This window comes from Herbaspirillum sp. RV1423, from assembly GCF_000577615.1.
GTDB lineage: Bacteria > Pseudomonadota > Gammaproteobacteria > Burkholderiales > Burkholderiaceae_D > Herbaspirillum.
In genome coordinates this window covers 1-14,011 of record NZ_CBXX010000008.1, presented here as the reverse complement: position 1 = coordinate 14,011, position 14,011 = coordinate 1, and the positions used below count along the sequence as shown (strand labels likewise).

General features: G+C 58.7%; 11 protein-coding genes. 1 reads left to right on the top strand and 10 read right to left on the bottom strand.

Going from position 1 to position 14,011, the window contains the following annotated elements:
• Positions 1–41: 41 nt before the first annotated feature.
• The 5 genes from RV1423_RS10360 to RV1423_RS10340 form a co-directional block, all read right to left on the bottom strand.
• The gene (locus tag RV1423_RS10360) at positions 42–254 is read right to left on the bottom strand and encodes a SlyX family protein (protein WP_034296147.1); all 213 of its coding nucleotides are present in this window, start codon (positions 252–254) and stop codon (positions 42–44) included.
• Positions 251–1,519 (bottom strand): TIGR03862 family flavoprotein, encoded by a 1,269-nt coding sequence (locus tag RV1423_RS10355; protein WP_034296144.1) that lies wholly within the window; start codon positions 1,517–1,519, stop codon positions 251–253. Before RV1423_RS10355 ends, RV1423_RS10360 begins: the two co-directional genes overlap by 4 nt.
• On the bottom strand, positions 1,500–2,243 hold the full coding sequence (locus RV1423_RS10350; protein WP_034296141.1) for an amino acid ABC transporter permease: 744 nt from the start codon (positions 2,241–2,243) through the stop codon (positions 1,500–1,502). Before RV1423_RS10350 ends, RV1423_RS10355 begins: the two co-directional genes overlap by 20 nt.
• A gap of 128 nt (positions 2,244–2,371) precedes the next feature.
• Complete coding sequence (locus RV1423_RS10345) at positions 2,372–3,166, bottom strand: basic amino acid ABC transporter substrate-binding protein (protein WP_034296139.1); 795 nt, start codon at positions 3,164–3,166, stop codon at positions 2,372–2,374.
• A 224-nt stretch (positions 3,167–3,390) separates the two neighbouring features.
• Positions 3,391–5,463: a UvrD-helicase domain-containing protein gene (locus RV1423_RS10340; protein ID WP_034296137.1), complete on the bottom strand. Its 2,073-nt coding sequence runs from the start codon at positions 5,461–5,463 to the stop codon at positions 3,391–3,393.
• Between the two features lie 109 nt (positions 5,464–5,572).
• On the opposite strand from RV1423_RS10340, the gene RV1423_RS10335 reads away from it, so the two are divergent.
• A complete protein-coding gene (locus RV1423_RS10335) occupies positions 5,573–6,043 on the top strand; it encodes an SRPBCC family protein (RefSeq protein WP_034296136.1) in 471 nt (156 codons plus the stop codon).
• A 519-nt stretch (positions 6,044–6,562) separates the two neighbouring features.
• Here the strand turns inward: RV1423_RS10335 and RV1423_RS10330 are convergent.
• From RV1423_RS10330 to RV1423_RS10310, 5 genes are read right to left on the bottom strand one after another with little or no spacing between them, the layout of a single operon-like run.
• Positions 6,563–7,279: a hypothetical protein gene (locus tag RV1423_RS10330; protein WP_034296133.1), complete on the bottom strand. Its 717-nt coding sequence runs from the start codon at positions 7,277–7,279 to the stop codon at positions 6,563–6,565.
• Positions 7,279–8,763, bottom strand: a complete 1,485-nt coding sequence (locus RV1423_RS10325) for a hypothetical protein (protein WP_034296131.1) — start codon at positions 8,761–8,763, stop codon at positions 7,279–7,281. Before RV1423_RS10325 ends, RV1423_RS10330 begins: the two co-directional genes overlap by 1 nt.
• An 11-nt stretch (positions 8,764–8,774) precedes the next feature.
• A complete protein-coding gene (locus tag RV1423_RS10320; RefSeq protein ID WP_155835075.1) occupies positions 8,775–9,464 on the bottom strand; it encodes a hypothetical protein in 690 nt (229 codons plus the stop codon).
• Positions 9,465–9,502: 38 nt separating this feature from the next.
• The gene (locus tag RV1423_RS10315; RefSeq protein WP_051516618.1) at positions 9,503–11,464 is read right to left on the bottom strand and encodes a hypothetical protein; all 1,962 of its coding nucleotides are present in this window, start codon (positions 11,462–11,464) and stop codon (positions 9,503–9,505) included.
• A 60-nt stretch (positions 11,465–11,524) separates the two neighbouring features.
• Positions 11,525–13,972: a type VI secretion system Vgr family protein gene (locus RV1423_RS10310; protein ID WP_081768777.1), complete on the bottom strand. Its 2,448-nt coding sequence runs from the start codon at positions 13,970–13,972 to the stop codon at positions 11,525–11,527.
• Positions 13,973–14,011 lie beyond the last annotated feature (39 nt).

Here is a 14,011-nt window from a genome sequence, read left to right as displayed (position 1 = left end):
TAACCGTCTGTCGATGCAATGGAAAACCAGGTCGCACGATATCAATAGTGAGGCGGCTTTTCGTTCTCGATGGTGCGCTGCTCGCTGATGCTGTTAGCGGTGTCCTTGACTTGTCGCGCCAGCGCGCTCAGCAGTTTTTCGAGCTGGTCGATTTTCTTTTGCTGCTCGTAGACAATCTTGTTGAGTGTATCGACGGTGTCTTCCTGATGCGTCAGCTTCAGTTCGATGTCGACCAGACGTTCTTCGTCGATCATGGTGTGTTCTCCTTGCCGGCAGGGCGTTCGCCCAGCCAGCGTAATGCGCCTTGCGCGGCGGTCCGGCCGCTGGCAAAGCAGGCGGTCAGCAGATAGCCGCCGGTCGGCGCTTCCCAATCGAGCATCTCCCCGGCGCAGAATACGCCCGGCAATCGACGCAGCATCAGGTCGTTTTGCATGGCTTCAAATAGTACACCGCCGGCGCTGCTGATGGCTTCGTCTATCGGGCGCGCGGCACGCAGGCTGACCGGCAAATGCTTGATCGCCTGCGCCAGTTTGTGCATGTCGTGGAAATCCTCTGTACCGGTACATTCGCGCAGCAGCGCCGCCTTGACGCCTTTGAGCCTGAGGCGGCTTTGCAGGTGGCTCGACATGGAGCGTGCACCGCGCGGATGTTGCAGTTCGCTCAGCAGGCGCGCCGCCGTCCAGTCAGGCAACAAGTCCAGATGCAGCGTCGCCGGCGCGGATGGCGTGATGGCGTCGCGCAACGGCGCCGACAGCGCATAGATCAACCCGCCTTCGATGCCGGCGTCGGTAATGACGCATTCTCCCTGGCGGCGCAAGATGCTGCCGTCGCTCAGCGTCACGCTGGCGGCGACCGTCTTGAGCGGCTCGCCGGCGGCGCGACTGCGGAAATGTTCGCTCCAGTCGACATCGAAGCCGCAGTTCGATGGCCGCAACGGCGCGAGCGCGACGCCGCGTTCTTGCAGCAAGGGCATCCAGGCGCCGTCGGAGCCGAGCCGCGCCCAACTGCCGCCGCCCAGCGCCAGGATCAGCGCGGACGACGGCACGGCGACTTCGCCCTCGGGTGTGGCGAAGCGCAACCTGCCGTCGGCGTCCCAGCCTTGCCAGCGATGCCGCATATGAAAGCGTACGCCGGCTTCGCGCAGGCGATGCAGCCACGCGCGCAACAGCGGCGCCGCTTTCATGTCGGCCGGGAAGACGCGCCCCGAGCTGCCGACGAAGGTGTCGATACCGAGACCGTGTATCCACGCGCGCAAATCATCGGGCGTGAATGCCTTGAGCAGCGCGGCGATTTCATTACGGCGCGCGCCGTAGCGCGACAGGAAACCGTCGATGTTTTCGGAGTGGGTGATGTTCATGCCGCCCTTGCCGGCCAGCAGGAACTTGCGTCCGACCGATGGCATGGCATCGTAGAGGTCGACCTGCACGCCGGCCAGCGCCAGTACTTCGGCGGCCATCAGGCCGGCCGGACCGCCGCCGACAATGGCGATCCGGCGGGAGTCAGTGGCGGGATGGGGCACTGTATTTCTTTTCAAGTCTGGCGACCAGCGTCGCCAGGCAAATCGTCATGCTGAAATACACCACTGAAATCGTGATGTACGGCTCCCAGTAGCGCGAATAGCTGCCGGCCACGGTGCGCGCGGCATAGGCCAGTTCGGCCAGGCCGATGGTCGACACCAGCGAGGAATCCTTGAGCAGCGTGATCGCTTCATTGCCGAGCGGCGGCAGCATGCGGCGGAAGGCCTGCGGCAGGATGATGTAGCGCATGCGCAGACGATAGCCCATGCCCAGGCTGGACGCCGCATAGCTCTGGCCGCGGTCGATCGACTGGATGCCGGCGCGGAAAATCTCGGAGATATAAGCCGCCGCGTTGAGCGACAAGGCCACCACGCCGGAGACGAACGCGCCGTAATCCTGCTTGATGGTGCGCGCCAATTCTCCCGAGATCAGCAGGCCGTTGTCCTGATGGATCAGCACCGGCATCACGGCGAAATGGATCAGCAGGATCTGCACGAACAAGGGCGTGCCGCGAAAAAAGGCGACGTAGAAACCGGCGATCCACCTGGCCGTACGCAGCACGTATTTCCACATGCCATGCCGGACGTCGGCCAGCCGCAGCATGCCCAGCAGCAGTCCCAGCACGGTGCCGGCGATGATGCTGATCACGGCGACTTCCAGCGTCATGAAGAAGCCTTTGATGAACAGCGGCGCGTAGCCCTCGATGATGCTCCAGCGGAAATCCATGGCGAGAAAGTTGTATGGTGGACATGAAAAATGCGCAATCCGGCCGGATTACGCATTTGTCCGCATTATACCGCAGCGCCGCCCCCAGCCTTGCTCCGGATGGCGCGGCCGGAGCGGCGGAAAGGCCCTTACTTCTTGGGGCCGAAGTACTGTGCGCTGATCTTGTCGAAGGTGCCGTCGGCCTTCAGGTCGGCCATACCCTTGTTGACCTTGCCGAGCAGTTCGGTGTTGCCCTTGCGCACGGCGATGCCGTAATACTCTTTCGGGAAGCCGGCGTCGGCGACGGTGCGCAGTTTGCTGGCGGGGTTGTTGGTGATGTAATTCTTGACCACCGCGTCATCGGCCACAACGGCATCGACGCCGCCGGTTTCCAGTTCCTTCAGCGCCAGCGGCGTGGAATCGAGGCGCTTGATGTTGGGATTGTTCTTGCCCAGCAACTGCTGCACGATCTCGTCGCCCGATGTCGCGCTTTGCACGCCGACCTTGAGGTTCTTCAGGTCGTCGAACTTCTGCACCTTGGCATCGCCGGCCGGCACCGCGATCAGTTGCGATGCTTCGAAGTACGGCTCGGAAAAGTCGACGGTCTGCTTGCGTTCGTCGGTGATGGTGATGGCGGAGATCAGCAGGTCGCGATCGCCTTGCGCCAGGAAGTTGAAGAAGCCTTCAAACGGCGTCGGCACGAACTTGACCTCGATGCCGATTTTTTGCGCCAGCGCCTTCATGATGTCGATGTCGAAACCGACCACGTCCTTTTGCTCATTCTCGGCGGAGAACGGCGCATAGGCCGACTCCACGCCGACCAGGTAGACCTTGGCGGCGGGCACAGCCGGGACTTGCGCGACCGGCTCGTCTTTCTTGCCGCAGGCGGACAGCGCGGAAACCAGCGCCAACACAGGGACGAATTGCTTGAAGAACTTGTTCATGGCCAACCTTGTAAAAATGAAAATAGCGGGACATCCGCAGCCGTTTCGCCTGCAACGCGAGGACGTGGGGGCGGGAAGGGGAGGATTGTAAACGTTTACGGCGCTTTTCAGCGCTATTGGCGGCGCAAATAGGCAAATAGGCAAATAGGGCATCGTCCCGAGAATCGCGCGAGATTGATGCGAAAAAATTGGGCGATATGCAATAAATACCGGCCGGTGCGTCCTCACTCGCCGCCAGGGGCGGGACGCGGTTTCTGCAGCAGCGCTTTCAGGTTCGCCAGCCGGTTCTGCGGCGTGATCTGTTCTTCTTCCTTGGGCACGGCGTCGCCGACGTTCAGGTTCATTTCCTTGACGAAACGCGACATGTCGCAGGCGACGTATTCACGCGCGCGTTTGCGGCGTTTGCACCAGGTGATGTGCAGGCTGCGCTGGGCGCGCGTGATGCCGACATACATCAGGCGCCGTTCTTCCTCGATGCGCGCGGCGATGGTTTCGGCCGGGGCATCCGGGTCGCCCTTGTGCGGCAGGATGCCTTCTTCCACGCCGACCAGGAATACGTGGGGATACTCCAGTCCCTTGGAGGCGTGCAGCGTCGACATGCGCACGGCGTCGGGCTCTTCGTCCCTGCCTTCGAGCATGGTCATCAATGCCACCATCTGGGTCAGTTCCAGCAGGTTCTTCTCTTCGCCTGCGCCGTCCTTGCCGCCGCAGCCGCGCTCCTTGAGCCAGGTGGTGAATTCCTGCACGTTCTGCCATTTGCTTTGCGCCTGGCGCTCATCGAAGGCGTCGTAGACGTAACCTTCGTAATTGATCGCCTCCATCAGGTCGTCCAGCACCTGCGCGGCGTTCTCGCCGCTGCCGGACGGACCGGGCCGGCTGGCGCGCGATTCCATCTGGTTGATGAAGTCGCAGAACTGGCGCAGCGGCAGCAATTGCTTGTCGGCCAGCTTGTCTTCGAGGCCACCCTTGTAAACTGCCTCAAACAGCGAACATTGCCATTGACCGGCCACCGTGCCGAGCACTTCCAGCGTGGCCTGGCCGATGCCGCGGCGCGGCGTGGTGACGGCGCGGATGAAGGCCGGATCGTCGTCCTGGTTGGCGATCAGGCGCAGGTAGCTGATGATGTCCTTGATTTCGGCGCGGTCGAAGTAACTCTGGCCGCCTGACATCACGTAAGGAATGCGTTCGCGTCGCAGCGCTTTTTCGAAGATGCGCGCCTGGTGGTTGCCGCGGTACAGGATGGCGTAGTCGGAAAATTTCGCGTGCCGCTCGAAGCGGTGCGCCGACAGCATGATCGCCACCTGATCGGCTTCGGCTTCGTCATCGTCCATCGCCATGACCTTGACCGGGTCGCCCAGGCCGTGTTCCGACCACAGTGCTTTTTCGAACAGCTTGGGATTGTTGGAAATGACCGAATTGGCGGCCTGCAGGATGCGCGTGCTGGAGCGGTAATTCTGTTCCAGCTTGATCAGATGCAGGTTGGGGAAGTCGATCTGCAGCGTCTTCAGGTTTTCGATGGTGGCGCCGCGCCACGCGTAGATCGCCTGATCGTCGTCGCCCACGGCGGTGAACATCGGCTTCTTGCCGATGCCGGTGACCAGCAGTTTGACCAGTTCGTACTGGCAGGTATTGGTGTCCTGGTATTCGTCCACCAGCAGATAGCGCAGGCGGCGCTGCCAGCGGTCGCGCACCTCCTCGTTCTGGCGGAACAACTCCACCGGCAGGCGGATCAGGTCGTCGAAATCGACCGCCTGGTAAGCGGAGAGCGTGGCGACGTAGCTGCGGTAGATGCGCGCGGCCTGGGCCTCTTCTTCATCGACGGCGTTCTTCAGGGCGAGGTCGGGATCGATCAGGCCGTTCTTCCACAGCGACATGGCGGTCTGGATGCGCCGGATCAGTTGCTTGTCGGTGGTCACGGCCAGGTCCTGCACCAGCGAAAAGCAATCGTCGCTGTCCATGATCGAGAAGCGATCCTTCAGGCCCAGGTGCTTGGCTTCCTGGCGCAGGATCTTGACGCCCAGCGAGTGGAAGGTCGAGACTGTCAGGTGCTTGGCCTGCTTGGGATCCTTGAGCAGCTTGGCGATGCGCTCCTGCATTTCCAGCGCGGCCTTGTTGGTGAAGGTCAGCGCGGCGATGTGGCGCGATTCGTAGCCGCAGTTTTCGATCAGGTGGGCGATTTTCTGCGTGATCACGCGCGTCTTGCCCGAGCCGGCGCCCGCCAGGACCAGGCAGGGACCATTCATGTACAGGACAGCTTCGCTTTGCGGGGCGTTCAGGCCAAATGCGGGTGCAGACATGCAATCGTCGCCGTGTCGGGAGGTGGAGAACACGCCATTGTAGCAGGCCGGACCTGCCCGGGCGGGGCTTCTGTGGGACAATAACGGCATACCGAAACAGGCTGCCATCATGAAATTCAACCACCTGATCCAAATCAACGATCCGCTCAATCCGTTGATCGACAACCTGACGCGCGAGCAATTATGGCGCGGCCTGGTGATGCGCGCCGAAGCGCCGCAATTGTTCATGCCGCATCTCGATGAATGCCGGCTGTCCGACAAGACCGCCGATTCGGTCAGGCGCATGTTGCGCTATGGCGAATTGCGCATCCACGACATCGTGACTTACCAGCCGCTGCTGCGCGTGCATTACCAAGTGCCGGCGCAGGGCGAAATTCCGACGTCGAGCATGAGCATGACCATCGAGGAACCGGAAGAGGAAGCCTTGTTCGTACGTTTCGAATACGACGACGGCGCGCCCGAAGAAGTCGACAGCGAAAGCGCCTTCTACGACCAGTTCCGCCGCTCGGCCTATGAAGAGGCGGACATCGACACCATCCGCATCATCCGTGAGCTGATCGTCACGGGTTCCCTGCATTAGAAGAGGCTGGTCACGGCTGTGTGGATTGATGCTCCCCCGAAGCAGACCGCAAAGGTGCAGTCGGGTTCTGTTATGGCGCTTGTCGAACACCCTGACGACAGACTTCTGTATTGAGACTGTGCAGGAAGCCATTCGTCGTTGCGGTGGGCGTCGATGATGAGCCTCCACGATGACGATCGATGCCACCATACCCCAGTTATGTTTGTCCTTGTCTACATTACACTCCGCCATAAGTCTTATGTAGCTTGATCCGCTCTTCATCAGCTTGCGAATCTGCTCACTAACCGTTTCAGGGTCAATCTCGGGCGGCTGGGGCGGCAGCGCGTCCAGTTTCCCCGTCTCGAAATACATGTCAGACCTAGTCCAATCCGCCAGACTAATCAATTTGATCCAGTTCTCTCGCGTATAACTGCCGCAGAAGCCAACCGGCAAATCGTAGGCGACAACGCGCTTCATGAATTCAACGTGCTCAGGCATGGTGCTGTACTCGTCGAGATTGCGCTCTGGTCATCAATACAGCTATTTTTCTTTGGGCAAATTGCTGGGGCGGATGCTGGCATCACAGGTGAAACGGTCTTGGCCGGAAGGGGTTCGTAATGGTGGGAGAGATTTTTTTGAAAGAGCGAAACCCTCTCCTTTAACGCCTTCTGGGTAAGGATTGTCAAGGTCAATATTTGGTACAAGAGGGTATTTGATCACGTACGTAGAATCAGTCGTTTGGCTTCTCTTTTCAGCCACATAAAACCCATCCTTGGCGACGAGAATGGAGTAGTTTTCAGAGGCTTTGGAGGGAATCCCGCTATTCATGTAAACCATGCCCTTGAAGGTGCGACCGCCGTCAGTGGAGTAAATCAGGGAGGAATTGCAACCTCGGCTTCCACAAGGGGCAGGTGGTGCCGAAGGAATGACAATGTTCATTCCGGTGGGGTCATCAATGATGAGGCGACCACGATAGCGTTCAATGGTGCCGCGTCCTAATTCTGTGCGTATTCCTTGTTTCGTATCGTTGAAATAAGTGTCTCCAAAACACTGTTGATAGTTCTCAAGCGAGATAAACCGGTTGTCATCGATTTTATATAGCACCTGTGGCGGCACATCGAACTTGGCCGGTGGATAGTTCCTTTGAGCGAGCTCGGGTAGCTCTGTAACACACCCTGCTACACCGACGGAGAACAGCGTTGCCCCCATGATCTTGATCACATGCATCATCTTTTCTTTCAAAGTTGTTGTTTTCATTAAGCACCGCCGTACGTTTTATTGCTCTTGATCCGCTCTTCATCGGCCTTGCGAATCTGCTCACTAACCGTCTCACGGTCAATCTCGGGCGGCTGGGGCGGCAGCGCGTCCAGTTTCCCCGTCTCGAAGTACAGGTCGGACCTGGCCCAGTCCGCCAACTTAATCAACTTGATCCAGTTCTCTCGCGTATAACTGCCGCAGAAGCCAACTGGTAAATCGTAGGCGACTACACGTTTCATGAATTCAACATGCTCAGGCATGGTGTTGTGGTTGGGTGGGCGCGGCCGGTAATCCTTGATCCGGTTTTGCATTTCCTCGTCACTCTCAGGTTCGCGGACTTTTCCGCTCGGACTATAGATGTCGTTGTGATCGACGATTTTCTTGTCTTTGTAGATAGACGAAAAATGAGGGAAATCAGGTTCTCGATATTTACCCGTTTTGGGATCAATTTCTCCCCAGCCGTATGCTGTTCCAAGTGCTTGGTCAAAGTAGACAGGTCTTGTTTTCGGTCCATCAGGTGTATTGATCGTAACGGTATCGACCGGCTGACTCATTTCCTCCTCGGTCAAAGGCTGCGGCACCTTCTCGGCATTAATAGATGCCATCTGCTCCATCGGCGGCACAGTCCAGAGTTTTTTGCCGAGCAGCACATTGCGATTGCCGTTCCAGAAATTGTGCGGGGAGACGCCCGGCTCGGGATCGGGAATCGGCGGCAGCTTGCCGAACGGCACTAGGGCCGGCTCGTCGCCGCAGGACGTGCCGCGCGCCAGCATGCGCTGCTTGACCACGTCCTGCATGCCGAACAGGGTGCCGCCGTCGATACCCTGCCAGCCGATGCTTTGCAAGGGCTCGGCCCCCATGACGCGGTCGTGCGGGTTGAAGTAGACATACAAACGGCCGTGGTTGTCGCGCTCGGGCGTGCCGCAGGGATGCACGATGTCCGGCAGCCAGAAGTGCATCTGGCCGCACTTGGTGGCGCCGATGCGTATGTTGTCCAGCAGCTTCTTGCTCTTCAGGAGTTGCTGGTTGGGACGCAGCTTGTCCACCACCGCCTGCAAGGTGCGCAGGCGCGCACCGTCGGTGGGCCGGTCATGGCCGCTGGTCAAGGCATCGGTGACTTTGTCGTGCAGGGCGTAGGGCGAATTCATGAGCATGACGGCGTCCGGCGGCCTCTTCTTGCACAACAGCGTGGCGGCCATGGCGAGCATGGTGCCCTGGCTGTGGGCGACGATGGTGAGGCTGTTTAGGGATTGTTCACGGACGGTGTCGATCAGCCGCGCCAGCCGTCCTGCGGCATGCGCAAAATAGTCGCGTGGCGGCGCGTCGTTCAATTCGCGCTCGGCTTCGGTGTTCAACTGCTGCATGTCGACACCCAGCACGTGACGGCGAAAGCCTTCTCCGCTCCATAGCTGTTGCAGGTTGTTGGTGCCGTTCTGGAAGGGGCCGCCGCCCCAGTAAGGGTTGCATGCCGGATCGGTATGCAACCTTAATGCAGTCATTTTTCTTTGGGCAAATTGCTGGGGCGGATGCTGGCGTCACAGGTGAAACGGTCTTGCCCGGAAGGGGTTCGTAATGGTGGGAGAGATTTTTTTGAAAGAGCGAAACCCTCCCCTTTGACGCCTTCTGGGTAAGGATTGTCAAGGTCAATATTTGGTACAAGAGGGTATTTGATCACGTACGTAGAATCAGTCGTTTGGCTTCTCTTTTCAGCCACATAAAACCCATCCTTGGCGACGAGTATGGAGTAGTTTTCAGAGGCTTTTGTTGGATAAGAACTTTGCATGTATTTCATATCCTTAAAGGTACGTCCACCATCAGTGGAATATGACAGATAAACATTGCACCCCCTATCTCCGCAAGATTCTGCCGGCGCATCGGGAACGACAATATTCATTCCTGTCGGATCTGCAATGATCAGGCGTCCGAGATATCTGCTCAAATTTCCGCGCCATAGTCTGGTGCGAATCCCAGCCGTCTCATCAACGTAGTAACTATCACCGTAGCACCGGTCATAGTTTTCCATTGAGATATAACGATTCTCGTCGATTCGATAAATGACTTGCGTGGGAACATCCCATTGTGGAATAGCGCCCGTTTGAATATTTTGTTCAGAAATAGTATTGCCCGCACATCCAGCTACGCTGATGGCAAACATTATTGCAGCACTTGTCTTGATTGCATTCATTGCTATGTCCTTCGAAGTTGTTTTTTCCGTTGTCTTCATCACGCCCCGCCATACGTTTTATTGCTCTTGATCCGTTCCTCATCAGCTTGGCGTATCTGGTGACTGACTTCTTCGCGATCAATCTCGGGCGGCATGGGGGGCGCGTCCAATTTCCCCGTCTCGAAGTACAGGTCGGACCTGGCCCAGTCCGCCAATTTAATCAACTTGATCCAGTTCTCCCGCGTATAACTGCCGCAGAAGCCAACCGGCAAATCGTAGGCGACTACACGTTTCATGAATTCAACATGCTCAGGCATGGTGCTGTGATTAGTTGGCATTGGGCGATAATTTTTAATACGGCGTTGCATTTCTTCGTCACTTTCGGCCTCACGAATTTTCCCGCTATAGATATCGTCGTGATCGACGATTTTCTTGTCTGTGTAGATAGAAGAAAAGTAAGAGTAACTAGGGTCTTTATAGTCTCCACTTTCACGTTTCGCTCCCCATGGATTTTCGGTATGAGGAGCTTCGTCGAAATAAACTTCAACTTCGTCTTTTATTTCTTTGCCACTGATAATTTTTGTAATTTCCTTAATCCTCGGCTGACTCATCTCCTTTTCAGTCAACGGCTGCGGCACCTTCTCGGCATTAATAGATGCCATCTGCTCCATTGGCGGCACAGTCCAGAGTTTTTTGCCGAGCAACACATTGCGATTACCGTTCCAGAAATTGTGCGGAGAGACGCCCGGCTCGGGATCGAGAATCGGCGGCAGCTTGCCGAACGGCACCAGGGCCGGTTCATCGCCGCAGGACGTGCCGCGCGCCAGCATGCGCTGCTTGACCACGTCCTGCATGCCGAACAGGGTGCCGCCGTCGATGCCCTGCCAGCCGATGCTTTGCAAGGGCTCGGCCCCCATGACGCGGTCGTGCGGGTTGAAGTAGACATACAAACGGCCGTGGTTGTCGCGCTCGGGCGTGCCGCAGGGATGCACGATGTCCGGCAGCCAGAAGTGCATCTGGCCGCACTTGGTGGCGCCGATGCGTATGTTGTCCAGCAGCTTCTTGCTCTTCAGGAGTTGCTGGTTGGGACGCAGCTTGTCCACCACCGCCTGCAAGGTGCGCAGGCGCGCACCGTCGGTGGGCCGGTCATGGCCGCTGGTCAGGGCATCGGTGACTTTGTCGTGCAGGGCGTAGGGCGAATTCATGAGCATGACGGCGTCCGGCGGCCTCTTCTTGCACAACAGCGTGGCGGCCATGGCGAGCATGGTGCCCTGGCTGTGGGCGACGATGGTGAGGCTGTTTAGGGATTGTTCGCGGACGGTGTCGATCAGCCGCGCCAGCCGTCCTGCGGCATGCGCAAAATAGTCGCGTGGCGGCGCGTCGTTCAATTCGCGCTCGGCTTCGGTGTTCAACTGCTGCATGTCGACACCCAGCACGTGACGGCGAAAGCCTTCTCCGCTCCATAGCTGTTGCAGGTTGTTGGTGCCGTTCTGGAAGGGGCCGCCGCCCCAGTACCAGGGGCCGTCGGCTGCGGGATGTCTGGCATGATCCTGCTGGTCGGGATTCTTGAGCGGGATACTCCAGTTATTTTCTTGCCCCTTACCGGCGCTGTAACCCCAGTAGAAACGGATGACGGGAGAGCGGCCATCGTTGCCTGGCGCAATGGTACGGCGTATCGGCTTTTTACTTTCCAGGCTATAGGATATGTATTTATTCGGCTTGAGATCATCCCGATTCAGCCGCTCATTCAATCCATCGCACAATGCCTGCTCCGCTGCGTCATACCATTCTCCTTCGGAGTTCACGCCATGCACAAAGATCACCACGCCGGGCAGGTTGATCGGCAGGTCTACACGCGCGTAGACGTGATAGTCCTCGGGCGTTTCGAAGGATTTCCAGGTCAGGTTGCCGAAGACGTCCTCGACGCCCTCGACCGTATGCATGGCGTCGGAATGTTGATAGACGGGCTTTTCTTCACCGTCGAGGGGAGTGCGCTTGATGGGATAGTTCACGACGGCCATGTCAGGACTCCTTCGGATGATTGGTCAATAAGGTGATGCCGCGCGCGACGTCGTTCCTGGTCAGGCTGGTGCGGCCGTGGTCGTCGGTGGTGCCGGTGACGACCTGGCCGTCGGCCAGCCGGATGCGGTAGTCGTGGTTGGCGGCGGGACGTAGGGTACGGCCGTCCATGAGGACGTAACGTTCGGTGTGCGGGATGGCCTTTTGCTGGAACACGGGCAAGGGTACGACAGCGTGCCCGGTTCTTCCTTGACGACGCTGCGAATCTTGAGATTGAGCTTGCCGTCTCCGCCGATCTCGACGTTGTCGCCGAGGATTTTGATGTAAGCGCTGCCGCTGTGCAGGACGATGCCATTGGCGGCATTGACCACGGTCTTGCCGGCGGCGCTGGTGATCTGCACATCCCGTTGACCGACCATTTCCAGATTGTCGCTTTGGGCCTGTATCTGTACCTTGCCTTGGGCGGCAAACAGTTTGATGCCCATCTTGTGGGCGAACATGGACAGACCCTGGCTGGCGGCCAGCAAGAAGCGCTTGCCGGCGCTGATGCTGTGGTCGTCGCCGCTGTGCTGCATGATGTCTTGCCCGGCGCTCAGGTTGATATGGCTGGGCGTGGCGGCGGCAATGCCTGCCGGCGAGGACAGCAGCAGCACGGCTTGTTTGAGTTCGGCCACACTCTCGGTGAGCCAGTCGTTGTGCTCGCGCAATGCGGCGACTTCGGCCTTGGCGACGGCGGCGGCTTGCGCGAGCCCTTGTGTGTGGGCTTGCAGTTGTTGCAGCAAGGTTTGCGCAGCTTGCATGTCCAGTTGCTGGCCGCGGGCCTTGCTTTGCATGTCGGTACTGACAAACAATCCCTTGCCGCCCCGGATGGCGCCATGACCGTCGGTCCTCAGTTCAAAGCCTTGTCCGCGCTCCTGACGCTGGCTGTCGACCAGATGGCCCAGGTTCAATTGACTCTTGCCACGTTCCGTCGCCAGCTTGATATGCTCCTGCCCCTTCCAGTCTTCCATGCGCAGCTTGTTGTTGCTTTGCGTGCGAATGACGTTGCGGCTCAGCCAGCGGTTCTCGGTGGTGATGTGGTCGGGCTGGCGGCTGTTGTGGTGCAGGTGGGCGATGTAGGGCTTGTTGGGATTGCCGTCCATGAAGGCAATCGCCGCTTCGGTGCCGTCGATGATGGGGAAGTGGAAACCGGTTTCGTTGGCCCCTGCAAACGGTTTGGCAAGGCGCAACGGCACGCTCTCCTGGCCCGGATCCCATTCGTCGAAATCAAGATCGAAGCGCACCTTGTAATGACCGTGCTTGGTGATGTAGGCATGGGGATATTGGTTCGGCGAGGTGACTCTTGCCGACAGCGTGCCGGCGATCTTCGGCCAGTTGGCTTCGTCGAGCGCGATGCGGAAGCGCCGGTCGCTGGGGATGGCGGTGTAGCTGTTCCTGTAGGCAGCATCGCGTGCGCCGCTGTGGGTGACGCTGACGATGACCTGGCCATTCGGTGCATCGGGCAGGGACTGATCCATGCGCAGGATGCGGGCCGGGCGCAGTTCGAGGATGTTGCTCTGGCCGGTGTAGGTGATTTGGTGGGCGATGGCGGCTTCGTGGCGCAGTTGTGCTTCCCATTTGGCCTCTTTCTGATCCAGATGGTGGCTGCCGTAGACGTAGGGCTGGCCGTAGGTGGTGGTGTCCTTGCGGGCAATATTCGCTTCTTCCTTGAAACGCTCCCAGGCGTTGTCGGGGTGATAGTCGGCCACGCTATAGGAGGCGGGAACCGTTTGGGTGTGCGTTTGCAGAGCAGACACCGTTTCCTGACCGGACTCCAGTCCGGCGGTTTCGCGATACGGAACGCGTAATTCAGGCAGATAAATGTAATGGTCGATGTCGTCGCCGAAGACGATGATGTCGCCGAACTTGCCGGGGGTGAAGTAGCTATAGAGACCTTCCTGCCGCATGAGCAGATGGATGTAGTCCCAGTCGCTCATCTGGTATTGCAGGCGAAAAGCATGCAAAGAATAGGTTCTGCGGGTCTTGAAGAGGAACTGGTTGCCGTTGAAGTCGTGTCTGCGCAGGATGGCTTCGATGATCTGCGGCGCGGTCTTGTGTTGGAACACGCGGCTGGCGTGGGTCAGGCGCAGACGCGCGACCAGCGGTTCGATGACGAATTCGTAGCTGTGGAAGTCGGCGGTCTGTTTGAGTTTGTTGAACCGGGTGATGCAACCGGCGAACGTGCGGCCCTCGGGGGCATCGTTGGCGTAGCCGGTGAGCGCATCGATGACGGACGGCGTGATCTTGAAGCTGGCATCCTTGCCAAGATAGTCGGCGCGCTGTAATTCCTGCGGATGGGTGAGTTGGATGGTGATGCGATACGGTTCGCCCAACTTCTCGACGGCTTCGAAGGAGACGACCGACAACAGTGCCGCAGAGGCGGTGCCGGGAACGATCACATGGTATTGCTGCTGGCCGGTGAGGGTCTTGAGATGCGCTGCAAGGCGGGAGGGATTGAATAGATCGGGCATGGCGAGTGTCCTTTACGAGAGGGAGTGCTCGCCATGCTA